The organism is Gayadomonas joobiniege G7, assembly GCF_000300815.1.
GTDB lineage: Bacteria > Pseudomonadota > Gammaproteobacteria > Enterobacterales > Alteromonadaceae > Catenovulum > Catenovulum joobiniege.
Genome location: NZ_AMRX01000006.1, coordinates 354,804 through 381,540, shown reverse-complemented (window position 1 = coordinate 381,540; position 26,737 = coordinate 354,804). Strand labels below are relative to the sequence as shown.

The 26,737-nt window shown below is 42.1% G+C and carries 20 protein-coding genes; 6 read left to right on the top strand and 14 right to left on the bottom strand.

Going from position 1 to position 26,737, the window contains the following annotated elements:
- Positions 1-29: 29 nt before the first annotated feature.
- The 4 genes from bioD to bioB are packed head-to-tail and all read right to left on the bottom strand — an operon-like array spanning position 30 to position 3,800.
- Positions 30-734 (bottom strand): dethiobiotin synthase, encoded by a 705-nt coding sequence (gene bioD / locus C727_RS0108975; protein ID WP_017445300.1) that lies wholly within the window; start codon positions 732-734, stop codon positions 30-32.
- Positions 735-1,517, bottom strand: a complete 783-nt coding sequence (gene bioC / locus C727_RS18245; protein WP_017445299.1) for a malonyl-ACP O-methyltransferase BioC — start codon at positions 1,515-1,517, stop codon at positions 735-737.
- Entirely contained in the window at positions 1,504-2,745 is a 1,242-nt protein-coding gene (locus C727_RS0108965) for an aminotransferase class I/II-fold pyridoxal phosphate-dependent enzyme (RefSeq protein ID WP_017445298.1), read from the bottom strand. Before C727_RS0108965 ends, bioC begins: the two co-directional genes overlap by 14 nt.
- Before the next feature lie 5 nt (positions 2,746-2,750).
- A complete protein-coding gene (gene bioB, locus C727_RS0108960; RefSeq protein WP_017445297.1) occupies positions 2,751-3,800 on the bottom strand; it encodes a biotin synthase BioB in 1,050 nt (349 codons plus the stop codon).
- 105 nt (positions 3,801-3,905) lie between these two features.
- Here bioB and bioA point away from each other — a divergent pair, with 105 nt between their 5' ends.
- Entirely contained in the window at positions 3,906-5,195 is a 1,290-nt protein-coding gene (gene bioA, locus C727_RS0108955) for an adenosylmethionine--8-amino-7-oxononanoate transaminase (RefSeq protein WP_026052649.1), read from the top strand.
- On the opposite strand, the gene C727_RS0108950 is transcribed toward bioA, so the two are convergent.
- Complete coding sequence (locus C727_RS0108950; protein ID WP_017445295.1) at positions 5,192-5,560, bottom strand: hypothetical protein; 369 nt, start codon at positions 5,558-5,560, stop codon at positions 5,192-5,194. The genes bioA and C727_RS0108950 overlap by 4 nt on opposite strands.
- A gap of 87 nt (positions 5,561-5,647) precedes the next feature.
- On the opposite strand from C727_RS0108950, the gene asnS reads away from it, so the two are divergent.
- Complete coding sequence (gene asnS / locus C727_RS0108945) at positions 5,648-7,042, top strand: asparagine--tRNA ligase (protein WP_017445294.1); 1,395 nt, start codon at positions 5,648-5,650, stop codon at positions 7,040-7,042.
- Positions 7,043-7,851: 809 nt separating this feature from the next.
- Positions 7,852-8,385: a PDDEXK family nuclease gene (locus C727_RS0108930; RefSeq protein ID WP_017445291.1), complete on the top strand. Its 534-nt coding sequence runs from the start codon at positions 7,852-7,854 to the stop codon at positions 8,383-8,385.
- A gap of 194 nt (positions 8,386-8,579) precedes the next feature.
- Here C727_RS0108930 and gndA read toward each other — a convergent pair whose 3' ends face one another.
- The 4 genes from gndA to malQ all read right to left on the bottom strand — a co-directional run bounded on the left by gndA (position 8,580) and on the right by malQ (position 16,909).
- Positions 8,580-10,106: an NADP-dependent phosphogluconate dehydrogenase gene (gndA, locus tag C727_RS0108925; protein WP_026052648.1), complete on the bottom strand. Its 1,527-nt coding sequence runs from the start codon at positions 10,104-10,106 to the stop codon at positions 8,580-8,582.
- Between the two features lie 169 nt (positions 10,107-10,275).
- A complete protein-coding gene (gene glgX / locus C727_RS0108920; protein ID WP_017445288.1) occupies positions 10,276-12,360 on the bottom strand; it encodes a glycogen debranching protein GlgX in 2,085 nt (694 codons plus the stop codon).
- Positions 12,361-12,363: 3 nt separating this feature from the next.
- Positions 12,364-14,556: a 1,4-alpha-glucan branching protein GlgB gene (glgB, locus tag C727_RS0108915; RefSeq protein WP_017445287.1), complete on the bottom strand. Its 2,193-nt coding sequence runs from the start codon at positions 14,554-14,556 to the stop codon at positions 12,364-12,366.
- Positions 14,557-14,707: 151 nt separating this feature from the next.
- A complete protein-coding gene (gene malQ, locus C727_RS0108910; protein WP_017445286.1) occupies positions 14,708-16,909 on the bottom strand; it encodes a 4-alpha-glucanotransferase in 2,202 nt (733 codons plus the stop codon).
- Between the two features lie 282 nt (positions 16,910-17,191).
- Here malQ and gap point away from each other — a divergent pair, with 282 nt between their 5' ends.
- Positions 17,192-18,190, top strand: coding sequence for a type I glyceraldehyde-3-phosphate dehydrogenase (gene gap, locus C727_RS0108900; RefSeq protein WP_017445284.1), 999 nt, complete (start codon positions 17,192-17,194; stop codon positions 18,188-18,190).
- Between the two features lie 76 nt (positions 18,191-18,266).
- On the opposite strand, the gene C727_RS0108895 is transcribed toward gap, so the two are convergent.
- Genes C727_RS0108895 through zwf form a run of 5 tightly spaced genes read right to left on the bottom strand, consistent with a single transcriptional unit; the run spans position 18,267 to position 23,888 of the window.
- Positions 18,267-18,908 (bottom strand): bifunctional 4-hydroxy-2-oxoglutarate aldolase/2-dehydro-3-deoxy-phosphogluconate aldolase, encoded by a 642-nt coding sequence (locus C727_RS0108895; protein WP_155949200.1) that lies wholly within the window; start codon positions 18,906-18,908, stop codon positions 18,267-18,269.
- 14 nt (positions 18,909-18,922) lie between these two features.
- A complete protein-coding gene (locus tag C727_RS0108890; RefSeq protein WP_017445282.1) occupies positions 18,923-19,867 on the bottom strand; it encodes a glucokinase in 945 nt (314 codons plus the stop codon).
- A gap of 2 nt (positions 19,868-19,869) precedes the next feature.
- Complete coding sequence (gene edd, locus C727_RS0108885) at positions 19,870-21,696, bottom strand: phosphogluconate dehydratase (protein ID WP_017445281.1); 1,827 nt, start codon at positions 21,694-21,696, stop codon at positions 19,870-19,872.
- 28 nt (positions 21,697-21,724) lie between these two features.
- A complete protein-coding gene (gene pgl, locus C727_RS0108880) occupies positions 21,725-22,414 on the bottom strand; it encodes a 6-phosphogluconolactonase (protein ID WP_017445280.1) in 690 nt (229 codons plus the stop codon).
- Positions 22,415-22,424: 10 nt separating this feature from the next.
- Positions 22,425-23,888 (bottom strand): glucose-6-phosphate dehydrogenase, encoded by a 1,464-nt coding sequence (zwf, locus tag C727_RS0108875; protein WP_017445279.1) that lies wholly within the window; start codon positions 23,886-23,888, stop codon positions 22,425-22,427.
- Between the two features lie 373 nt (positions 23,889-24,261).
- On the opposite strand from zwf, the gene C727_RS0108870 reads away from it, so the two are divergent.
- Complete coding sequence (locus C727_RS0108870) at positions 24,262-25,119, top strand: MurR/RpiR family transcriptional regulator (protein WP_017445278.1); 858 nt, start codon at positions 24,262-24,264, stop codon at positions 25,117-25,119.
- 97 nt (positions 25,120-25,216) lie between these two features.
- Positions 25,217-26,653, top strand: a complete 1,437-nt coding sequence (gene pyk, locus C727_RS0108865) for a pyruvate kinase (protein ID WP_017445277.1) — start codon at positions 25,217-25,219, stop codon at positions 26,651-26,653.
- The last annotated feature ends 84 nt before the right edge of the window (positions 26,654-26,737 follow it).

Here is a 26,737-nt window from a genome sequence, read left to right as displayed (position 1 = left end):
CCCCCGGGGTTTCAATTTAACCCGTTTGCCTAACTCGGCGCAAACAGGTTATCGCTAATTTGAATATAATCAGCTGCACTTTCTCCGTCGGCCAAATACGGAACTTGGCCAAGACACCTTATATTATGTACCGAAAATAAATATTCGTTCAAATAATTATAATTTTCTTGGTAATAAGGCATAGGTTCAGGCGTTAGGGTATTGGCAACCCAGCCTTTGATTTTGCAGCCCGCAGCTAAAATAGATTCGACCGTTAGCAGGGCATGGTTCAAGCAGCCTAAGCGCATACCCACAACTAAAATGACGTCCATATTTTGCTGTGCAACCCAATCTGACATAAATTGATGACTGTTTAGTGGCAGCCGCCACCCTCCAGCGCCCTCTACAACTAAATAATCAGCATTCACCGACTGAATATTATGAAAAGCCTGCAAAAGAGCTTCTACTGTAAGCGGTACACCAACTTGGGCCGCCGCAATATGAGGTGCTATCGGGGGCGCGAATGCAAATGGATTGATTTGCTGATAACTTTGTTTGGCATTGGCATGTTTTAATAAATATTGTGCATCTTCATTTTTTAACTGACCCTCAAGCAGGTCACAACCGGCTGCAATTGGTTTAAATGCAGCAACGGTAAAACCTTGTTGGCTAAGTAAATCAATGAATCCACAAGCAATGCGCGTTTTGCCACATTCTGTATCTGTGGCTGTGATAAAAATAGGTTGGAGAGACATTTATTTTTCCAATAAACAATACACTAATTGCCAGCTGGCTAGCACCTGGCCATGAGTTTTGGGGTAGTTATCTTCTAAGCGTTTAAGGGTTGTACGAGATAAATTTCGCGGCTGTCCGTTGATGACAGTATTCGCGCCAATAGACTTAAGTTCCTGCAATAATGCCATCACATTTTGATAGTCTGTTTGCTGCTGCACAAAATCTAATTGTTTGATATTAAATTTGCTGTTTTGCAGGCACTGTTGCAGTGCAGGTTGAGACATAAATTGGTTTACATGAGTCTGCTGATCGATTGCTAAAAATGCATTTTGCAGTTCGGCCAATGTGCCTTTGGTGAGTGACGTAAATAAAAAACGCCCTCCAGGTTTAAGCACCCGATAAGCTTCGGTTAATACTTTTGTTAACTGGCACCATTGCACCACCAAAGACGAAAAAATTAAATCAAAACTGTCGTGTTTAAACGGTAAATGGTGAGCGTCTGCTCGGATAAACTGAGTATTTTTTAACGGAAATTTGCACCTTGCACGCTGCAACATGCCTGCGGCTAAGTCAACACCTGTATAATTTGAAAATGAAGCATGATTTAACAAGTTGCCAGTGCCACAACCAATATCTAAACAGCTGTACGCTGCATGCTGTGCTGGCGATTTTGGCAAATAATTAAGTGCGTTGATAATCACCTGTTTTTGCAAACGGGCTGCTTGGTCATAGCTGCTGGCGGCACGCGAAAAATGCTGGTGCACAAACACAGCGTGTTTACCAACAGGTTCACTGCAAATCATTATTCGGCTCCTGAAAGTTATTATGGTCACTGAGATCAGAAAAAACATTGAGGTCAGATTGCTCAAGCAAACATTTGTGATTTTTTAAACTAACGGCTATCTGTTTACACAGCGCTTGAATCTGGGATTTTTTATGCAGGCTGGTTAACGTAATGCGAATTCGGGCTTGTCCAACCGGCACTGTTGGTGGACGAATAGCAGTGACCCAAAATCCGCTGCGCCTAAGGTCCTCAGCTAACGCCAGTGCGGTTTGATTGCTACCAACAATCACTGGTTGGATATGACTGCTTGAGCCTGTGTCTGCGAGCTCAAAAAATTGCATTTGCTGTTTAAAATAAACGATATTTTGTTGCAAACGCTCACGCCGCCAACTTTCAGCAATGACTTTTTTAACCGCTAAATGGGTTGCCGCTGCCTGCCATGGCGAAAACGCCGTGCTAAAGATATAACTTCGCGCGTGATTCACTAAATACTCAATTAACTGGTCACTGCCAGCAACAAAAGCGCCACTGCTGCCAATCGCTTTGCCAAAAGTTGCGGTGAAAATATCGACTTGCTGACTGCAAATATTTTGTTGACCTAATGAACCTTGCCCTTGCCCACCTAAAACGCCTAATCCGTGTGCATCGTCGATCATCAAACCGGCTTGATATGTGTGGCATTGTTTTGTTAGCTGTGCAAGCGGTGCTTGATCGCCATCCATGCTAAAAACCCCTTCACTGACCACCAGAGAATAGCAATTAATTTTTTTTAGGCGAGATTCTAAATGTGCCATGTCATTGTGTTTAAAGCGTTGATGTTGAGCGACTGCTTGCTGTGCTCCGTCGATCAACGAAGCATGGTTGAGTTTATCTTGCAGTATCACATCGTTGGGGTTTTGCATTAAAGTTTTAAGCACGCACTCATTAACAGAAAAGCCACTGCTAAATAATAAACAGCGGTCAAATCCTAACCAATCACAAAGGGCTTCTTCTAACGCTAAATGCGCCGGATGATAACCGTTAATTAACGGTGACCCAGTGCTGCCCAAATTTAATTTTAGTGCCTGACAATCTTTAAGCAGGGTTTCATCGGAAGCCAAACCTAAGTAGTCATTGCCAGAAAAATTCACGTAGGTGCTTTGCCCGATACGGATGCAACTGCCTTGCGGTTGAACGGGAACCCGCGTTCGATAACCGAACTGGCGCTTGCGCTGCGCTAATTGATCAACAAGCGTTGTAGGCAACATGAAAATTACAACGCTGCGTTATAAAATAAAGCGCTTTCCTTGTTTTGACTTTCGCCAATGGCTTCTGATATAGCTGCAACTGTCACTGTATCATCATAACCTCGACGCTGTTCAGGCTGGATGCCAAGTTTTTTAAACAGTTGCATGTCTGAGTTGGCTTCAGGGTTTTCTGTGGTTAATAATTTTTCGCCATAAAAGATACTATTGGCACCGGCAAAAAAGCACATTGCTTGCATTTCTTCACTCATTTCGGTTCGACCAGCCGACAAGCGCACATAAGATTTAGGCAAAACGATGCGCGCGACAGCAATAGTGCGAATAAACTCAAGATGATCAAAATCCTGATTATCAGCCAATGGTGTGCCTTCAACTCTAACAAGCATATTAATAGGCACACTTTCAGGATGCGCGTCTAAATTCGCTAAGCTGCGGATTAAACCCGCCCGGTCGCTGGCTTTTTCACCCATACCAACAATCCCACCACTGCAAACTTTCATCCCACTTGCACGCACATTTTCAAGCGTATCAAGTCGGTCTTTAAAGGTTCGGGTGGTAATGATTTCACCATAATATTCGGGAGAAGTGTCGAGGTTATGGTTGTAATAATCTAACCCGGCTTGTTGCAATGTAATCGCTTGTTCACGGCTTAACATGCCTAACGTCATACAGGTTTCTAAATTAAGCGCCCGAACGCCTTTGATCATTTCTACGATATAAGGAATATCTCTATCTTTGGGGTTACGCCATGCGGCCCCCATACAAAAGCGAGTCGAGCCATTTTTTTTAGCCTGTTTGGCTTTTTCCAGCACTTTTTTGACTTCTAACAGTTTTTCTTTATGCAACCCAGTATCGTATCTGGCGCTTTGTGGGCAGTATTTACAATCTTCTGGACATGCGCCCGTTTTAATCGACAGCAAGGTGCTTACCTGCACTTCGTTGGCATTAAAGTAGGCCCTGTGGGTGCTATGAGCTTTAAATAATAAATCGTTAAATGGTAGTTTGAATAGCGCTTGAATTTCTTCCAACGTCCAATCGTGGCGGATAACAGGTTGCATTGTTTGATTGACCTTATTAATTATTTAGTTGCTAGTTTAATTATCTCGGTTAGACTGTCAACCAAATCAAATAACAAAAGATTACAGGTGGTTAAATATTAAACAATGATGGATTTAAAGTTTGATCAGACCCATATTTGGCATCCTTATACCTCGTTAACAAAACCTTTACCGGTATACCCGGTGAGCCGCGCTTATGAAAATAAAATAGTGCTAGAAGATGGCCGTTATTTAATTGATGGCATGTCCAGCTGGTGGGCTGCGATCCATGGTTATAATCATCCTGAGCTAAATCAAGCGATTCACAGCCAAACAGAAAAGATGTCGCATGTGATGTTTGGCGGTTTAACCCATCAGCCAGCGATTGATTTATGTAAAAAATTAGTTGAGCTAACGCCAGCTGGTTTAGATAAGGTATTTTTAGCCGATTCAGGATCAATTAGTGTTGAAGTGGCAATCAAGATGGCGGTGCAGTATTGGCACAGTGAGGGCAAGCCGCAAAAAAGCAAACTATTGACGGTGCGAAACGGCTATCATGGTGACACTTTTGCCGCTATGTCTGTTTGTGATCCTGTGAATGGTATGCACAACTTATTTAATAAGGTGTTACAAAAACATCACTTTGTTGAATCGCCTGCCGCTGGTTTTAAACAATCATTTACGCCAGAGGCGATGGTCGAAATGGAAAGCAGACTTGCTCGATATCATAATGAAATTGCCGCCATCATCATTGAACCAATTGTTCAAGGTGCAGGTGGCATGCGTTTTTATCATCCTCAATATTTGACCGAGTTAAAGCGACTATGCGAGCGTTATGATGTTTTATTGATAGCGGACGAGATCGCCACTGGTTTTGGCCGCACAGGTAAACTTTTTGCTTGTGAATGGGCGAATATCAGCCCAGATATTTTGTGTTTGGGCAAAGCGTTAACCGGAGGATATATGACGTTAGCGGCTACCCTAACAACTGAAAAAGTGGCCAACGGCATTTGCAAGGGCCAAGCTGGGGTGTTTATGCACGGGCCTACATTTATGGGCAATCCGCTCGCGTGTGCAGTGGCTAATGCCGCAATCAGTCTTTTATTTAAAAATGATTGGGCGCTACAAGTAAAACAAATAGAAAACTGGTTAAATGAATGGTTACAGCCGCTCGCTGACTATCCGCAAGTTGATGAAGTGCGAGTATTGGGGGCAATTGGCGTGGTTGAACTCAAAAATCCAGTGGATATGCAAAAGATTCAAGCGCATTTTGTTGACTGTGGTGTCTGGATCAGACCTTTTGGTCGTTTAGTTTATTTAATGCCGCCTTACATTAGCCAAAGAGCGGATATAAAACGATTAGCAAAAGCCATTAAGAGCTGGCTTGAATGTCCAAACGATAAAACAGAGGGTTAACTTAGCGCCAGTTTAACCCAACCAAAAGCAGCAACACTCGTAGCCAAGATGACAGGGACGTTTATATGAAAATGATCAGTACTGCGTTTAAGTCGTTTTAAATTAAGCCAAATACCAATGCAAGATAATAAAATACAACAGATTAGTTGAATCGATAACAAATCGAGATATCCACTTGCCCACTCTAATCTAAAACTGGATTCAACTTCTTTATATCTCGCATAACCTGGCACTCGATCGGGCGCAGCCAACCATAACCAGACTAAACTTAAACATAAGCTCAGCCAACAGAGAATATTAATGTAATGACGCCATAAAATAACCTGATCTGTTTTTTTACGTCGCTCGTTTTGTCTTTTTTTCATCGTTAAATGCTTGTTTATCACCGCGCAATCGGTAACATATCGCCTTCAGTTAAAGATTAAAACAAAATATTCCGGAGCATACCTGACATGAGTCATACTGCAATCAGTGATCTGCTAGCAGGCAAACAGCAAATTGGGCAAAAAGTTACTATTAAAGGTTGGATTAGAACCGTTCGCAGCAACCCCAATTTTTCATTTATCAACTTACATGATGGATCATGTTTTGATCCAATTCAAATCGTAGCTGACAATAAATTGGAAAATTATGCTGAGATCACTAAATTAACCACGAGTTGTTCGTTAGAAGTGACAGGTGAGTTAGTAGAATCAAAAGGCAAAGGTCAGGCGTTTGAAATTGTTGCTGATGATATTCATATTGTTGGCTTAGTTGAAGATCCGGATACCTATCCTATGGCACCGAAACGCCACTCTGTTGAGTATTTACGAGAACATGCTCACTTACGTCCGCGCACCAATTTAATTGGTGCTGTGACCCGAGTGCGTAACTGTTTAGCTCAAGCTATCCATAGATTTTTTCATGAAAATGGTTTTCAGTGGATCGCAACTCCGATAATCACAGCCAGTGATACCGAAGGGGCTGGTGAAATGTTCAGAGTTTCAACTTTAGATACTGTAAACCCACCCATGACTGATAAAGGTGAAGTTGACTTTAGTGAAGACTTTTTTGGTAAAGAAACTTTTTTAACCGTATCTGGTCAGCTTAATGTAGAAACTTATGCCTGTGCTTTGTCTAAAGTGTATACTTTTGGACCTACGTTTAGAGCTGAAAATTCAAATACCAGCCGTCACCTTGCTGAGTTTTGGATGGTTGAACCCGAAATTGCGTTTGCCGATTTAAGCCAAGTCGCGAGCTGCGCTGAAGCCATGTTGAAGTATGTGTTTAAAGCGGTTCTTAAAGAGCGCATGGATGATTTGGAATTTTTTGATTTACGAGTGCAAAAAGGGGTTATTGATCGTTTAAAAAGTTTGTCTGAATCTGAATTTGTGCGTATGGATTACACGGATGCGATCGAGATTTTACAAAATTCGGGGCAGAAATTTGAGTTCCCAGTTGAATGGGGTATCGACTTGTCGTCTGAACACGAGCGTTATTTAGCCGAAAAACATGTTGGTGGACCCGTGATTTTGCAAAATTATCCAAAAGACATTAAAGCGTTTTATATGCGTTTAAATGATGATCTCAAAACTGTTGCGGCTATGGATGTATTAGCACCCGGCATAGGGGAAATTATAGGTGGCAGTCAACGTGAAGAACGTTTGGACATTTTAGATATGCGAATGCAGGAGATGTCGTTAGATCCGGCCGATTATTATTGGTATCGTGATTTACGCCGCTATGGCAGTGTGCCGCATGGTGGATTCGGTTTAGGTTTTGAGCGATTAGTCGCTTATGTAACGGGTGTACAAAACGTACGCGATGTTATCCCATTCCCACGCGCACCCAAAAGCGCAAGCTTTTAAACATTCGTCAAATCTACAAATAATCGCCGCTCAGCCGGCGGTTATTTGCTCCCCCAAGATCAGGCCCTGCCTTGAGGTATTGGCTTACGACTCACGTCTTTCGTAGGTCGCCCACCGCCGCAGGCGTTGGCGACAAGTCACAAACACGCTCGTTGCCGCGGTTGACACTGGACATTTACGTCAAAAGCCGCAGAAAAGCGTAGGTGCGCACCGCCGCAGGCGTTGCGAACAACTGCAAACACCGCTGAACCTGCATTGATCGACGAACAACCATGCGCAACCCTATGCGCGCTCGTGGCCGCGGTTGACACTGGACATTTACTCCAAATGACGCCGTAAACCCTTAAGCTTCGGATATCTTATCCTCGCTTAAGCCCGGCTTCAGCTCCTGCTTGCGCGCTCAGTTTTGCAAACTTCGCCCCTATAGGCTCGACACCAGCCTCCTTGCTGGTGACGCATTTCTCGCAAACGATCCAGCGCCAACCTTATCGACATTAAACCGGCTCGCGCGAGACTATTGCCCATCGGCTAAAAACAATCGAATTGACTATTTCGGAAATGTCGCCAACGCCTACGGCGGTGATCGGCTTGTTGGCAACGCCGTTGGCGGAGCCAACCTACGTTTGCGGCTTTTTGAGGAAATTACCGACAGTGCGATCAGCATAGTGCACGACGTCGTCAGTGACGGGCAATTTCTTTTATTTTTACTCCAGTAATCATTTATTGATTGACAATATGTAGCTATTAATTGAATTTTGATCTACCATTTTGTAAAACAATTTAAAATCAATGTTAATACAGGAGTTAAAATGAAAGCTAACATGAAATCATTACAGTCGGTATTATTAGTCTCTGTTGCAATGACCACTTTTGCCTCATGTACTGATCAGGAACAAATAGGTGCGAGCTTACACGAAAAGGTTGAACTCACGCTGGAAGAGATCCCTGCACAAGCTAAAGAAGTAATTAAACAAGCACGGCCAGGTTTTACACCTAAAGAAGCCGAAAAAGAATTTAAACATGGTAATACCTACATCGACATTGAAGGTTTGGACAAAAATGGCAATGAGATAGAATTTGATATGATGTTGCGGGATGGTCAATGGGAAATTGTTGAGATCCAACGTGACCTAAGGATACAAGAAACTCCGCAAAAGGTCGTTGAGGCCCTGCAAGCTAAATACCCAAACATCAAAGCCAAACGTATTATCGAAAGTGAACAAACCACAGGCGAAGTCATCTATGAATTTTATACACGAGATGATTCGGGTAACGAAGCCAAATATGAAGTAAAACTCGAAAACGGTAACGCTGAGTTTTTAGAACAAGAGTGGCAGCATTAATTAAACAATTTTGCCAACAACTTGATTAGTTGCGTATAGATGGGCAGCAAACAAGACCGAGAGATACGGTTGACGCTGGACATAGCGCACTGTTTTGCGAACGCCGCGAGCGTTTGCGACTTGTTGGCAACGCCGTTGGCGGTGCCAACCGCCAGTCGATAAGATTGGCGCGGGATCGGTTGTTAAAAATGCGATTATTTAATGCGAACTTGGTCGCGATCGCCAGACCAGTTGATGTGGTAAAACTCACCACGTGGCTGATCGGTTCTTTCAAAGGTATGAGAGCCGAAAAAGTCACGCTGACCTTGTAACAGGTTAGCGGCAGTTGTTTCACTTCGGTAGCTATCGTAATAAGATAATGACGAAGTAAAACATGGCATAGGAACACCTAAACGCACACCATCAACAATAGACTCGCGCCAGTTTGCTTGGAAACTGTCAATTTGGCTGGCAAAAAAGTCGTCCATTAATAGATTTTCAAGATCTTGGTTTTTATTAAACGCATCGGTAATTGACTGCAAAAAAACTGCTCGAATAATACAGCCCGCGCGCCAAATTTTAGCAATGGCGGCAAAGTCTAAGTCCCAACCTTGTAATTCACCTTGCTTTTTCATTAATTCAAAACCTTGCGCGTATGCACAGATTTTTGAACAATAAAGTGCGTCATGAACTCGTTTAATAAACGCTTCTTTTTCGCTATCACATACTTTAGTTTCTGCTGGACCTGATAGTATTTTAGCGGCTTTAACTCGGTTATCTTTTAATCCTGATAGACCACGGGCGTAAACAGAAGCAGTGACTGCCATTGCTGGAGAGCCGATTTCTAAACTACTTAATGCTGTCCATAATCCTGTGCCTTTTTGTCCAGCTACATCTAAAATTTTATCAACAATTGGCTCACCGGTAACAGGATCGTCTTGAGCAAGTACTTCTGCTGATATTTCGATCAAATAGCTATTTAATGGACCTTTGTTCCAAGCTCTAAAGATCTCGGCAATTTCTTTTGGTTGCAGGTCTAATGCGGTTCTTAACGTTTGGTAAGCCTCACAAATTAACTGCATGTCGGCGTATTCAATGCCATTGTGAACCATTTTAACATAGTGGCCGGCACCCGCTGGACCAATATAAGCGGCACAGGGCTCACCTTGGGTGACTGGTTTACCCGGTTGATTATTTTCTAGAGGTAAACCTGTTGCAGGGTCAACTTTTGCCGAAATTGCATGTAAAACTGGCTCTAACCGAGCCCAACCAGACTTGTTCCCTGATGGCATCAATGAAGGTCCAAAACGCGCTCCCACTTCTCCACCAGATACGGCGCAACTGAAAAAAGTAAACTTGCCTTGGTACTTTTGCTCACGCTCAACGGTATCTGTCCATAAACTATTACCCGTATCTACGATAATATCGTCTAACGACAAACCAAGTTCTAATAATTTACCACACACAATATCAACCGGTTTACCGGCTGGGATCGACAATACAATTAAATAGGGTTTTTCTAATTTGGCTAACATGTCTTCAAAAGAATTGCAGCCAGAAATACGCGGAGCCTTGTCGCCACGCTCAGCACTATCTTGATCTAGAATCCCTTGGACTTTTTCATTGTCTAGATCAAAAGCGGCTACTGAATAACCATTATCTGCTAGATTTAAGCCAAGGTTTTTACCCATGACACCTAAACCGATTAAGCCAATTTGGCAGGGGTTTGCAGAATTTGACATAGTACTAGATTTTCCTGTTTTTTACTGCTGATAAAGTGGCGAGCATTGTAGCTAAAAAGCCCCTTAGTCACCAGCAACTGAGGGGCTTTAGAGAGGGTTCGAGCTATACAAGTAGTTTATATAGATAATAAAAGCCATAAATCATCTTTATGACATTATCAATAAGATGTTATGACCGTTTTAATACACTCAGACTTAAGTTTTCTTGCCAGTAACCACCTTCTAGCATTTTTGGTCTTTTGCGCCAACTTTTTACAATCGAGGTATCAAACAATAAATACCAATGTTGGCCGACTGGCAGTTTGGGCAGCCTAAAATGCGTATCGGTCGCACTGGCGTTAAATATAATTAGATATTTATCTTTTTGCCCTTCATCTTCATAAGCTTGAAACGATAATTCTACGGCCAAAGTTTGATTATCATAATCATGCCAGTGTTCGGTTTGCATTTTGCTTCCCGAATGATGATACCAGTTTACTTTATGATCATGAGTACTTAAAAAGTAATTATCATCCGCTAAGTTTAGCGACCGGAATAAACAGCTGGAGTGACGCAGCTCTATCATAAAACGAACAAAGTCTAATAAAACTTCGTCGGCTGTGGTTGTTTGCCAGTCTAACCAACTGATTGGGTTATCTTGACAATAAGCGTTATTGTTACCCGTTTGAGTGCGGCCAATTTCATCACCCGCTAAAAAATGCGGTGTCCCTTGAGACAAAAATAAAGTCGCTATCAGGTTTCGCTTTTGTTTTTGTCTTACGTTATTAATTTTTCGGCTGCGTGTTGGTCCTTCGACACCATAGTTGCGTGATAAGTTATGACCATGGCCATCCCGATTATTTTCACCATTTGCTTGGTTATGTTTCTGCTCATAGCTAACCAGGTCGTGTAAGGTGAAACCATCATGGTAAGCAATATAATTAACACTGGTATTAATCGATCGTAAATCTTTTAAAAAGACATCCCGAGAGCCCATAAAACGAGTGGCAAAATCACCTAATAAGCCTTTATCGGATCGCCAAAAGCCGCGGCAGGTATCGCGAAATTTATCATTACATTCGTGCCAATTTTCAGGAAATTGCCCTAACCGGTAACCACCCCAACCTATATCCCAAGGTTCAGCAATCAGCTTAACCTGACTTAATAAGGGATCTTGGAACAAAACTTTAAAAAATGCCGAATAATGGTCAAAATCATCCCCTTCTCGCGCCAGGCTAACAGCAAGGTCGAATCTAAAACCATCTACTTGCATTTCTTGTACCCAATACCGCAACGAATCCGTTACTAGTTGTAATACGTAAGGGTTATCTAAGTTTATGCTATTACCACACCCTGTATTATTCACGTAACGTGAATAATCTTTTTTGCCATCAACCGTCTCAAACATGTAGAAGTTACGGTTATCGAACCCTCTAAAAGACAATACCGGGCCATCTATCCCTGCTTCTGCACTATGGTTAAATACCACGTCCATGATAACTTCTAGACCATGGCGGTGAAATTCACGCACTAAAATTTTAAACTCTTCAGTCGAATTTTTATCACCGTACCTTGGATCTGGCGTAAAAAAGTTGATGGGGTTATAACCCCAATAATTGCTTAGCCCCATCTCGGTTAACCTAGGTTCACTCATAAACGCCATAACTGGCATGAGTTGGACACTAGTAACCCCCAGTGATTTAATATACTCAATCACTTCTGGTTGGCATAATCCTAAATAGGTTCCACGTAAGCTTTTTTTAACCTTTGGATGGTTTTTGGTAAAGCCTTTGACATGTAATTCATATAGTATAGTGTCTGAATCTGGTACTTTTGGCTTTGCCGTATCTTGCCAGTCAAACTCACAAGCAGGCTGGACTATGCTTTTGGGCATCATGTGCTGTGAGTCATCTTGGTAAAAACGTTCATCCCAGCAAACGGGCCGGTTAAGGCCTTTTGCATAGGGGTCAATCAGCAGTTTTTGTGGTGATTGAAAAAGCCCGGCTTCTGGGTCATAACGCCCGTGTATTCGGTAACCATATAATTGACCTGGTTTGACTTCTTTAACTAAAGTATGCCAAATACGGCCATGTTTTCCTGGCATACTCAGTTGTGCTATTTGCTGCTCATCAGCATCAAACAAACATAAATCAACTTGTTCGGCATCTGGGCAATATACTGCAAAATAAGTGCCCTCACCTTCAACATAATAAGCACCAAGCCGGCTTGCCGATCCGACATCCATTGTAAAGTTATGCTGCGACTTAGCTGTCATCCGTTACTCCACTACCTTGACGACATAAACACTCGCAAGTGGTGGCAAATCTAACATAATTGAATAGGGTTGCCCTTGCCAAGTATGATCTTGCGCTTCAAATTCAACTACTTTGCCATAACCACTACCCCAATATTTTTTATCATCGGTGTTTAATATCAATTTGTATTTACCCGCTTCTTTAACACCTATCCGATAACCATCTCTTGGGATAGGAGTAAAGTTGCAAAGCACATAGATGGCTTCTGATTTATCACGATTAAAACGAACAAAAGATAAAATGCTTTGACCCGCATCTTGATGCTCTATCCATTCAAACCCTCCTGGCTCATGATCGTTTTCATATAAAGCAGGATAACTGGTATATAATTTATTCAGATCTCGATATAGGTTTTGAATGCCTTTATGTTTATCAAACTCTAACAGGTGCCATTCAACGCTGCCTTGGTAATTCCACTCGTTCCCCTGACCGATATCATTGCCCATAAAATTAAGTTTTTTACCCGGATGGCCATACATAAATGCGGCATAACATCTGTGGTTGGCAGCAGCTTGCCATTCATCACCAGGCATTTTATTCAACAGAGATCCTTTGCCATGGACAACTTCATCGTGTGAAATCGGTAAAATAAAGTTTTCGTTATATGCATAAACCATCGAAAAAGTAATTTCGTTGTGATGGTATTTTCGGTACGCAGGATCTTTTGAAATAAAATGCAAGCTATCGTGCATCCAGCCCATATTCCACTTAAACCCAAAACCTAAACCGCCTTCAAATACTGGTCGCGAAACTTTTGGAAACGCGGTTGACTCTTCGGCAATGGTAAATGCATGAGGGAAGCTTTTGTATACTTCTTCATTAAACCAACGCAGCAAACTTACAGCTTCGTAGTTTTCGTTACCACCATCAACATTAGGAACCCATTCACCATCGTTACGTGAATAATCCCAATATAACATACTCGCAACGGCATCCACGCGCAGCGCATCAACATGAAATTTATCTAACCAATAAAGCGCACTAGCGACTAAAAATTGACGAACATTTTCTTTACCAAAGTCGTAAATGCAGGAGTTCCAGTCTGGATGCCAACCACGCCGTGGATCTTCATATTCGTAAACATAAGTGCCATCAAAACGTGCTAAACCATGGCCATCTTCTGGGAAATGTGCTGGTACCCAATCGATTATCACCCCAATGTTGTTTTGGTGGCAGGTATCAACAAAAAACTTAAAATCATCAGGTGAGCCAAACCGACTGGTTGGCGCAAACAAACCGACCGGCTGATACCCCCAAGAACCGTCGTACGGAAACTCGGAAATCGGCAATAATTCTATATGTGTGTAGCCCATATCTTTGACGTAAGCAACCAACTGCTCGGCAAGCTCGTGGTAACTTAAGGGTTTGCGCCCGTCATTATTAAAGTGTGCTTTCCAACTGCTAGCATGTAACTCGTAAATAGACATTGGGGTGCGGTAGCGATCAATACAAGCTTGCTCTTCTAGCCATTCTTTATCTTTCCACTGATAGGTAGAATGGTCGTAAACAATAGACGTATGGGATGGGTATTGTTCGGCAGAAAACCCAACAGGATCCGATTTGTGAGGCAAGCGATTACCTAAAGGATCTTTAATTTCAAATTTATATTTACTGCCTGGTCCCATCTCTGGCATTACTAATACCCAGTGACCACAGTCGGTTTTTTGCATTGGGTGCATGCGGCCATCCCAAAAATTAATGTCGCTGATCAGACTTACAGCAACTGCATTTGGGGCATAAACAGCAAACCGAGTCGCTCGAACACTTTGCCCGTTTGGCATCGGCAGATCAATAAGTTGAGCACCTAACTGATTATAAACATTTTGTGGTTTCATGGTCACATAATGGACTGCATGATAGGCCGCTTGCTGAAACTGATATGGGTCTAAAACTTCGTACGTATCTTGCTCATTAGTGATTTTCAAACGGTAAACAAAATCATCGCTTAAGCCAGTAAAGCGCTCACTAAATAACCCTTTTTCATCTTCACTGGTCAAAGAACCAACCGGCTCACCTGAACTGTGGTCAATAATTTCAATGAGTCTTGCGTGAGGGGCCCAAACGCGGATTAGGGTGTCGCCCTTTTCGTCAACATGACGCCCAAGATAATTAAATGGGTGGGTTAATCTAGCTTCTTGTAATTTATCTACCAGCATACTCTGTCCTGTAGTTGCATGTTTATAATAATGAAACGCAAACATTCTTTGTTGACCGCTCACGCTAAGTGATTCAGCGGCCAATCTTTAATACGCTCAAGCTTTGCTCTTTAATATTAGTTGGCCATTTGACGCATTGCCATTGTTTATGTCAGTTAGTTATACGGATCTGATTTAATTTTCGGTACAAACCCATTATTTTTTCATCGTTAAAGATATCCACCAAGTTACGGCTCAACTTTCGACGCCAGTTAGGGTATTCATCACTCGTGCCTGGCACATTGACAGGACTATACATTTGCAACGCATCTTCCAGTTGTAAGCTTAAAAAAGCGGCTTGTGTACTGGCTAAATGACACTGAAACGCTGAATTTAACGTCCAATCCATGCCGCCAACGGCGAATACATCGCGCGCAAAATCGTCTGGTAAAACACCATGCCCATGCAAACTGTCAAGGATCCGCTGTTTTGCATGGTGACGTTGATGAAACAAACCATCTAATTGTTCACCACTTTGATAAATGCCTAAACGCTCGCCCAGTTTTAAATCTTCGCACTCCCAGAAGCCAGGCAAAGTTGGCAGGTCGTGGGTGGTAAGTGCGGCTAACGATTGTGATGGATAATGTGCGGGCGATAAATATCCACCGTCTTCCGCTGTTTCAAAGAAAAAGACTTTATACGAATAAAGACCGTTTTCGGCGAATATTTCACGTATCCCGTCAGGCACAGTGCCTAAATCTTCGCCTACCACCATACATTTGTTACGATGGCTTTCAAGACATAAAATCCCTAAAATATCATCTATTGGGTAATACACGTAGGCGCCATCTGTCGCTTGTGCGTCTTTTGGCACCCACCATAAACGCAATAGTGCCATCACATGATCAATACGCAAAGCCCCACAAGCTCGCATATTATCACGGTACAAATTGATAAGTGTTTGGTACTTTTGCTGATATAAACGGTTCGGTTCAATCGGCGGCAAGCCCCAATTTTGACCCAAAGGTCCGAGTGGATCTGGGGGTGCCCCAACACTCACTTGATGGCAATAAATTGAATGATTTGCCCAAATTTCAGCACTCCCTGAGCTAACACCCACGGCTAAATCTCGGTATAATCCAATTTTCATGCCTTTATCTAAAGCCAGTTGCTGACATTCGTCTAATTGGGTTTGCGCTAACCACTGACACCATATATAAAAATCGACTAACTCAGCATGCTGCTCAGCAAATTCGGCAACCGCAGGTTTATCGGCTCGATTTAACGCTTCGGGCCAACTCGGCCACCCCCAAGCATTGATGCCTTGTTGAGTAAGGGTTTCTTGAATTGCATCAAATACAGCTTGTTGTTTGAGTGGTTCTCCCCCGCGGGCAAGAAAGTTTTTATACGCAACGGTTAAATTGCCATCTTTAGCTAGGATCTCAGAACGAAAGTGCTGGTGTAAGATTTTCAGCAGAGGAAGATTAAGTTCGCTAACTGCCAAATAATCCACATACTCAGCGGCTCGTGCTGAGGCTAATTTCTTTTGGAACCCGCTAGAATGATACAAACTTTGTGCTCTTTTACATGCATCAAACCCGGCAACAGCAAGTGGATCTATGTACATAATGTTTAACCAGCGTCGTGAAGAAGGACTATACGGGCTGGCTGATTCCGGGCAATTAGGATATAACGCATGAATCGGATTTAAACCAATAAACTGACAACCTGTCTCGGCTGACTGTTCAATTAACTGTTTTAAATCAGTAAAATTACCAATACCAAAGTTGTGTTCTGAACGTAAGCAGTACAATTGCACGTTAATGCCCCAAACACGTCCACCGTTAGCAACCGCTGGATGTTGGTAACATTTATCTGGCGCGACAATTAATAATTGCTCACCAATTATCTGGCCGTCGGGCGTTAATAATTGCAAAGTATGGTAACCAAGCTCACAATCAATAGGTATTTGTGATAGGTATTCTTGATACTCGTAACCATCAATCTCTGCAACATCTATCATTTCACAGTCGACCGGCTTAAGAGGAAAACGACGGGGTGTTTGGGCATTTTCACAAGTCAATGAAAGGGTGAGCGTTTCGGTCGCCAAAGCTATCGGCACTCTAACCTCTATATCAAAACTGTCTTTTTGCCTAAATACTTTAACTGGATCTAATGCAGTTAACCAAAAGTCTTGTTTTTCTTGTTCGAGTTGTTCATTCAGTGCCGATTGGCTACTGATATCATAACCCATAGATTGCAGAATACTGGCTTTACTACGGGTATCAACCTGCATGTCCTTGCCCCAAGCATCTCGATAGTTCGTTTCTATGCCTTTTGCATTAGCTAAGTCGTCTATCATTTTTTTATTCATCGTAAAACCCTGTCACTTTGAAATTGATTTTACTTTATCAGTCAAAAAAGTTAGTTGCATTCATTTTGTGTATTTTTTAAAAAAATTTAATGGGTTAACTGTGATTATTTTGCTGATAGGGATATTTTTTTCACAATCAATTGCTGATAGAGCAAATTTTTTACGTTTTTAGCAGTGAGTTTTTGTATAATGCTCCACGTTATTTAACTAACATATTTTCGGACAGGTTTGAGCACTCAGGTGACAACCTTGAAATCCACAAATAACAGTTTAGGAACAACTATGACGATTAAAGTAGGTATTAATGGTTTTGGCCGTATTGGCCGTTTTGTATTTCGCGCTTCTGTTGAGCGTGACGATATTGAAGTGGTCGGCATCAACGATCTGATTGATGTAGAATATATGGCTTACATGCTTAAATACGATTCAACACATGGTCGTTTTAAAGGCGATGTAGAAGTAAAAGATGGCGATTTAGTCGTTAACGGTAAGGTAGTTCGTGTAACAGCTGAACGTAACCCAGCAGATCTTAAATGGGATGCCGTTGGTGCAGATGTTGTAGTTGAATCAACTGGTTTATTTTTAACAGACGAAAAAGCCCGTTTACACATCGAAGCAGGTGCTAAAAAAGTAGTTATGTCAGCACCGTCTAAAGATGATACGCCAATGTTTGTTTGTGGTGTTAACTTGGATTCTTACCAAGGCCAAGACATTGTTTCAAATGCGTCTTGTACAACAAACTGCTTAGCGCCATTAGCTAAAGTATTAAACGACAACTGGGGCATTAAAGATGGTTTAATGACAACGGTTCATGCCACAACTGCGACTCAAAAAACCGTTGATGGCCCATCAGTAAAAGACTGGCGTGGTGGCCGTGGTGCGGGTCAAAACATCATTCCATCATCCACTGGCGCAGCTAAAGCAGTTGGCAAAGTTATTCCTCAATTAAATGGTAAATTAACGGGTATGGCTTTCCGTGTTCCTACGCCAGATGTTTCTGTTGTTGATTTAACTGTGAACTTAGAAAAACCAGCCACTTACGAAGAAATCTGCGCGGCGATGAAAGCGGCTTCAGAAAATGAATTGAAAGGTATTTTAGGCTATACAGAAGATGATGTCGTTTCAAACGACTTTATCGGTGAAGTTTGCACATCAGTATTTGATGCAAAAGCTGGTATTGCGTTAACAGATACCTTTGTTAAAGTTGTTTCTTGGTACGACAACGAGATCGGCTACTCAAACAAAGTTTTAGACTTAGTCGCGCATATTGCTAAAAACTAAGGTTTAAAATTAAGATAAAAAAATACCGGCTTTTGCCGGTATTTTTGTTTTAGACTCTCTTTAAAACAAAAGCGTATTATTTAAGCTCAACAGCTGCTTTTGCTAATTCAGTGATCTTTTTCCAATCACCCGCTTCTACTGCATCTTGTGGCACTAACCATGAGCCACCAACACAGCGAACATTTGGCAGAGCTAAATATTCTTTATAGTTACCAGGGTTAATACCACCAGTTGGGCAGAAATTAATCTGAGGGAAAGGGCCACCGATTGATTTTACAGCAGGTACACCACCATTAGATTCAGCTGGGAAGAATTTGAAGCTATCATACCCCAAATCAATGCCCGTCATTAACTCAGAAATAGTAGAGATGCCAGGTAATAATGCTGTTTTACCTGCATTCGCTGCGGTCAGCAGCTTTTCAGTGATACCTGGACTAATCGCAAAAGTAGCCCCATGATCTTCTACAGCTTGTAATTGCTGTGGGTTGATTACGGTACCAGCACCTGTAATGGCTTCAGGTAATTTTTCGCTAATCAATTTAATGGCATCTAAAGCACAATCGGTGCGTAAAGTGATTTCAAGCACTCTAACACCACCTTCCAATAAAGCTTCTGCAACTGGCAGAGCATGTTCAATCTTTTTGAAAACTAATACAGGTACAACCGGACCAACATTCATTAGTTCGTTTGGCTGCATTGTCCAATTACGAGTAGTCATACTAATTTAACCCCTTAAAGTTGAGCTAGGTAAGCCGCAGCTCCCAATAGCCCAGGTTGTTCTTCCGTCACAATAAAAACAGGAACATTTTTATTAAAGCTGGCCAAACGACCTTTACTCTCAAACCGTTGACGGAATTGACTTGTTTTTATGTAATCAATAAAACGTGGCACTATGCCACCTGCGATATAAACGCCACCTTCTGTGAGCAGATTTACCGCTAGATTACCTCCAAAGCTCCCCATAGTTTCTGCAAACATTGCAAGCGTCTGTTGACAGAGCGCACATTCTTTTGCAATTGCTTTTGCAGAAATTTCTGCAGGCGTTAAATCCTCAGCGGGCAAAGCCAGCACTTTTGCAAGTGCGTGATAAATATTCTTTATCCCTTGTCCCGAAATTAAACGCTCTGCTGAAACATGTCCGAATTGCTCTGCTAGAACGGCCAACACTTTTCGTTCTAATTCAGAATTCGGTGCAAATGATACATGACCACCCTCACCTGCTAACGCTATCCATTTGCCAGCATGTGGGATCACGTGTGCTGCGCCTAAGCCAGTTCCTGCACCAAAAACCGCAATCGGTTTATTAGCAACGGCAGCTTGACCGCCGATTTGCACTTTTTGTGATTCTTGTAAAAAAGGAACAGAAAGCGCAATCGCTGTAAAGTCGTTAATCATATGCAAAGCGGATAAACCTAACTCGCAACGGCTTTTTTCAATCGAAAATTGCCAGCTATGATTAGTCATGGTGATTACATCACCTTTGATCGGACTGGCGATAGCCAAACAAGCATCTGTTACTTTGCCACATCCGGTTTCTTCAATGTACGCTTTGATGGTCGCAGCCGGAGAGGCATAATCAGTTACTTGATATTTACGAATATCGGTTAACTGATTGATGCCAGTGGTTTGTGCGATCCGCATATTTGTGCCGCCGATATCGGCCACCAGTCGAGTCATAATTATATTTTTTCCTCTACAAACAAGCTACAAGCGCCCTCTTCAGCACCTGTCATATGGCTGCGAATTGCACCAAAAAATTCGCGTCCCATGCCTTCTCGCTCTTGCGCCACTAGATCAGGCGTTTTGGCTTGGCGGCTTGCCAATGTGTTTTCGTCAACCAATAAGTTAACAATGCCTTTGTTAGAATCAATTTCAATCAGGTCTCCATCTTCTACCTTACATAGAAGACCACCATCTATTGCTTCTGGCGTCATGTGAATTGCAGCAGGTACACGGCCTGATGCGCCTGACATACGACCATCGGTGACTAAAGCGACTTTTTGTCCCCGATCTTGTAAAACCCCCAATGGCGGCGTCAGTTTATGCAGCTCTGGCATACCAACAGCTTTTGGTCCTTGAAAACGAACCACAGCAACAAAATCGCCGTGCAATTGATCGGCTTTAAAAGCTTCTTCTAAAGCATGCTGACTTTCAAAAACACGTGCTGGTGCTTTAAATACAGCTTCACCGGTTGGCAGCGACGAAGTTTTCATCACACTACGGCCTAAATTACCACTCAATACTTGCAAACCACCATTAGATTTGAATGGTTTTTCGCTGCTTGCAATAATCGAAGGATCTTTTGATTGGCCACCTTCATCAATCCATTCTAATTCACCGTCTTTTAAGATAGGTGTTTTTGTATATTTTTCTAAGCCTTGCCCACAAACAGTGTGTACATCTTGATGTAATAAATCAGCATCTAATAATTGTTTAAATAACACTGCCATACCACCAGCGTCATGAAACTGATTAATATCAGCGCTGCCATTAGGGTAAATGCGGGTTAATAAAGGCGTTGCATTGGATAAATCTGAAAAATCGTCCCAGTTAACGATAATGCCAGCTGAACGCGCCATTGCGACCAAGTGCATTGTATGGTTGGTTGAACCGCCTGTCGCTAATAAAGCTATGATGCCGTTTACAACAGACTTTTCATCAACTATTTTTGCAATCGGGGTATATTCAGTCCCTAAGTGTGTTAAACGAGTGACTTGGCGGGCTGCCGCTCGTGTTAGCTCTAGGCGCAAATCAGACTCGGTAACGACAAAAGATGAACCTGGTAAATGCAGACCCATCACTTCAACCACTAGCTGATTACTATTTGCAGTGCCATAAAAAGTGCAAGTACCTGGCGAATGGTACGAAGCCGATTCTGATTCTAATAACGCGTCACGGCCAACTTTACCTTCTGCATGTAACATACGGACTTTGGTTTTTTCGGCGTTAGAGATGCCAGATGGCATAGGCCCAGCTGGAACAAATACAAAAGGTAGATGACCAAATGACAATGCTGACATCATTAAACCTGGGACAATTTTATCACAGATCCCAAGCATCAGAGCACCGTCGAACATATTATGCGACAAACCAATATTTGAAGCCATAGCAATAACATCACGCGATGCTAAGCTTAAATCCATCCCTGGTTGGCCTTGTGTCACCCCATCACACATAGCCGGTACACCACCTGCAACTTGTGCAACACTACCAGCTTCTGCTATCGCTTGTTTAATGATTTGCGGATAATGTTCATACGGCTGATGTGCTGACAACATATCGTTGTACGAGGTAATGATACCAATATTAGATTTGGTAAATTGTTTTAATGTGGATTTGTCTTGTTGGCCACAAGCGGCATAACCATGGGCTAAGTTACCACAAGACAAAACTTCACGATGTGGGCCCTTTACTCGGGCCCGCTCAACTTTATCCAGATACGCTTGGCGACTTGCGCGGCTGCGTTCAATAATACGTTGAGTTACTTCCTGCACGATTGCATTCATATAAGGCTCCCCTCCTTTAATTTATGCGTTATTTTGCAGCCCAGACAACTTCGACTGGGGTTAACTCTTGTTGTAACACAGCTCGAATCGGCATTTCTTTAACGTCATCGCCAGCTAAAGCTTTGTCTAATACTGCTTTTTTACTGTCGCCCACTAAATGAATAAAAATCTGACGACTGTTTAATAAAGCGTTTAATGTTAATGACATCCGCTCATGTGGTGCTGTGGTTGGTTGTGTCGCAATCGTCGTAGACAAGGAAGTTAAACCTTGTTCCAATTGCTCACAACATGGGAATAAAGAGGCTGTGTGGCCATCTTCGCCCATGCCTAAAATTAAAACATCCAGCGGAAAAGGCAAAGCTTGTAAATTTTTGGCCACCTCGGCTTCCGCGTCAAACGCGCTGGCTGCGGCTGTTTTTAACTCAACAAATGTCGCTGCAGCTGCATTACCTTGCAATAAGTTTTGTTTAACCAATGCTGTATTGCTTGCGTCATTGTTTTCATCCACCCAGCGTTCGTCAGCCAAAGTCACTTTAACTTTTGACCATTCGATATCCGTTTGCGCAAGTTGTTTAAAAAATGGCAGTGGTGTACGGCCACCAGAGACCACTAAACTGGCTTCACCATTAGTGGCAATGCCTTGAGCCAATAAGTTTGCAACTTTGCTGGCAAATTCTGTGTTTAAAGCTTCGCTAGAAGCAAATTCATTCAATTGCATGATTAACCCTCTAATCCCACTCGCGATTGTCTTTAGCCATTAATAAAATTGAGGCGTCTGGCCCACAAGTACCCGCTGAATAAGGTTTTGGCTTGTCACGCACATCGTCCCAAGCTTGGAAAATACCATCCACCCAGGTCCATGCTGCTTCAACTTCATCACGGCGAACAAATAAAGACTGGTTGCCTAATAACGCTTCTAATAACAGGCGCTCGTAAGCATCGGCAATGCGGCGATCAGAAAAAGCTTCACTAAAGCTCAAATCCAATTTAGTTTCTTGCAGATTCATATGCTCATCTAAACCTGGGATTTTATTGAGCATTGAAACTTCAACACCTTCACGTGGTTGCATTCGAATGGTCAATACGTTAGCTGGCAAAGTGCCGTAACTTTCTTTAAAGATATTGTGCGGCATATTTTTAAAATGTACCACTATCTCTGTTAGCTTTTCTGGCATCCGCTTACCAGTACGCAAGTAGAAAGGCACACCTGACCAACGCCAGTTATCGATATCAACACGCATAGATACAAACGTTTCTGTGTTTGATTGAGTATTTGCACCTTCTTCTTCTAAATAACCAGGCACAGCCTTACCTCGGATGAAACCAGAGGTATATTGACCACGAACGGTTTTATCGGCCACTGTGTCTTTGGTAATTGGACGAAGACATTTTAATACACGTAATTTTTCGTCACGAACATGATTTGCATCGAGACTGATTGGCGGATTCATTGCAATCAAACATAATAATTGCAATAAGTGGTTTTGCACCATATCTCGCATTTGACCCGCATCGTCAAAATATCCCCATCGACCTTCGATACCCACTTCTTCAGCAACGGTAATTTGCACATGATCAATGCAGTTATGATCCCAGTTATTGGTAAACAAAGAGTTTGCAAACCGCAGCGCAAGTAAGTTTAAGGTGGTTTCTTTACCTAAGTAGTGATCGATGCGATAGATCTGGTCTTCATTAAAATATTTAGCGACTTGATCATTGATGACCTTTGATGAAGCTAAATCATGGCCGATTGGCTTTTCTAAAACAACTCTAGTTTCATCGTTAATTAAACCCGCAGTGTGGATACCCTCGCAGATGTTGCCGAAGATGCTAGGTGGGGTTGAAAAATAGTTTAATGTGACTCTTTCTTCCTGATTCACATGCTCTTGCAAAACACGGTAATTTTCAGGATCTTTTAAATCAATCTGACAATAATCAAGTTTTTCAGAAAAACGCGCCCAAGTGTCTTGGCAAACGTCTTCTTTCATAAAGGTATTAAGAGCTTCATCAACCATGTTAACAAACTGAGATTGCGACATCTCGTGTCTTGCGACGCCAATGATACGCGTTTTTTCGTCAAGCAATCCGGCTTTTTCTAATTGATACAAAGAAGGTAACAGCTTTCGGCGCGCTAAGTCTCCTTTGGTACCGAATAATACTAAATCACATGGCTTTTTATTCTGCGAGACCATGAATACTCCCCATTTTTGTTTAGATGATATAAATAGTGAAAGGGTTTTCACGCATTTCTGTTGGTATTGAACACTAATTAGTGTGACTTTACAACTTGCACAAGTCGCTGAATCTGCGGCAAGATTTATCTATCAACCCTAGGTTTACTTAGTAAAATAATACTTATGATTCAAATGTTTATTACTTAAACCTTTTAGTTCATCTCACCTTTGTGCTGAAATTTGAATTGCTATGACCCTAAAAATCGGCATTATTGTACTTAAAAATGTAGTGGAATTACATAAAAAAATAATTATTGGTTATTTTGTAGTTAAATTACGAACTGAAATCGGGCATAATATAAGACATTAATCGTCTCTCGTGCCATCAGTCATGAATATTCTCGAAAGAATTGCGCAAAATCAGCATATTTTTAGTAAATCAGAACGCAAAGTTGCTGAGGTTATCTTATCAGCCCCACAAAATGCGATGCACAGTAGTATTGCAACCCTTGCTCAAGCAGCAAATGTGAGCGAACCAACTGTAAATCGTTTTTGTCGCCGCTTAGATACTAAAGGGTTTCCTGATTTTAAACTGCATTTAGCACAATGTTTGGCCAGTGGTACCCCGTATCTGAACCGCCACGTTGAAGAAGCAGATGGTCCAGAAGCCTACTCTCATAAGATATTTGAGTCGACCATGGCTGCTTTAGAGACTGCTCGTCAGCATCTAGATACCAGTCAAATCAACCAGGCAGTTGATATGTTAACCCAAGCAAAAAAGATTTCGTTTTTTGGATTGGGGGCTTCATCAGCGGTTGCTCGTGATGCACAAAACAAGTTTATTCGTTTTAGCGTGCCTGTCATTTGTTTTGACGATGTATTAATGCAGCGAATGAGCTGTATAAATAGTGAAGCAGGTGAAGTGATTGTTTTTATATCGCATACTGGCCGGACTAAAAGCCATGTCGAAAGCGCTCGTTTAGCAAGAAGCAATTTAGCCACTGTGATTGGCATTACCGATGCAACAAGTCCTTTGGCAAGAGAATGCGATCTCGTGTTATCATTAGAAGTACGTGAAGATACTGATTTATATATGCCGATGTCTTCTCGCATCGCCCAATTAGTGTTAATCGATGTATTAGCCACCGGATTCACGCTGCGACGCGGATCAGAGTTTAGAGATAACTTAAAAAGGGTAAAAGACGGATTAAAAGAATCCCGCTTTAGTAAAGGCATGAGAGAACATTAAATTTTAACGGATTTGTCATCTGTAAAAATGGTAAGTCTGGTAATAATAGAAATAATTAAAGAAACAGATAAAAACTCGCATATTTGGAGCCCAGCGAATGTTTAGAAGAACGAAAATTGTTACAACTTTAGGTCCGGCCACTGACAGAGACGATAACCTGCGCAAGATTATTCAAGCAGGTGCAAATGTGGTTCGTATGAACTTTTCTCACGGCGACCCAGAAGATCATTTACAACGTGCAGAAAACGTTCGTAAAATCGCCAAAGAGCTTGGTGTTTATGTTGGTTTGTTAGGTGATTTACAAGGCCCAAAAATCCGAGTTTCAACTTTTAAAGATGGCCCTATCTTTTTAACCGTCGGCGATACTTTTACGTTAGATGCGGATTTAGGTCGCGGCGAAGGAACTTTGCAGTCAGTCGGTTTAGATTACAAAAACTTAGTAAACGATGTTGAAGCAGGCGATATTTTATTATTAGATGATGGCCGAGTTCAATTAACAGTCAGTTCTGTTGAAGGCAACAAAATCCACACCACAGTCAAAGTGGGTGGCAAATTGTCAGATAAAAAAGGCATTAATAAATTAGGTGGTGGTTTATCTGCACCTGCGCTCACAGCTAAAGACAAAGAAGATATTAAACTTGCCGCTAAAATTGGTGTGGACTTTTTAGCTGTGTCTTTCCCGCAATCCGGTGCTGACTTAGTTTACGCTCGTCAACTGGCTCAAGAAGCAGGTTTAGATGCACAAATCGTTGCAAAAGTAGAACGAGCTGAAACTGTCGCCACTGACGAAGCCATTGACGATATTATTACTAATTGCGACGTGGTTATGGTTGCCCGCGGTGATTTAGGTGTTGAGATTGGCGATCCTGCTTTGGTAAGCAAACAGAAAAAGTTAATTTCTCGTTCGCGTCAGTTAAACCGTGCCGTTATTACTGCAACACAGATGATGGAGTCTATGATTGAAAACCCGATGCCAACACGCGCAGAAGTTATGGACGTGGCCAATGCTGTATTAGATGGCACCGATGCTGTCATGTTATCGGGTGAAACAGCTGCCGGTAAATATCCTTTAGAAACTGTGACTTCAATGTCTAGTGTTTGTCAGGGTGCTGAAAAACATCCAAGTGTATTAGCGTCTAAACACCGTTTAAGCGAGCATTTTAACTCGATTTCAGAAACCACTGCGCTGTCGGCAATGTATGCGGCCAACCATACTGACGATGTTAAAGCACTAATTTGTTTAACTGAATCCGGTAGTACAGCTAAACTTATGTCTCGCATTAGCTCTGGCATTCGTATAATTGCACTATCACGCCATGAAAAAACCTTAACCACTTCTGCGCTTTACCGTGGTGTTTTACCTTTCTTTTTTGATTCAACCAAATCTAATCCAGCCTCTTTGAGCAATGACGTGATTGCAACGTTAAAAGACGCCGGACACTTAGAAAAAGGTGATCTAGTTATTTTAACTCATGGTGATGCAATGGAAACCATTGGGGCAACAAATACCATGAAATTGGTTCGCGTTAGCTAATCTACTTAGTTGGCCGAGCAACTTTAAGTTTATTAAAACCAAAAAAGGGGTGATTTTTCACCCCTTTTTTATGCCCCGTTAGCG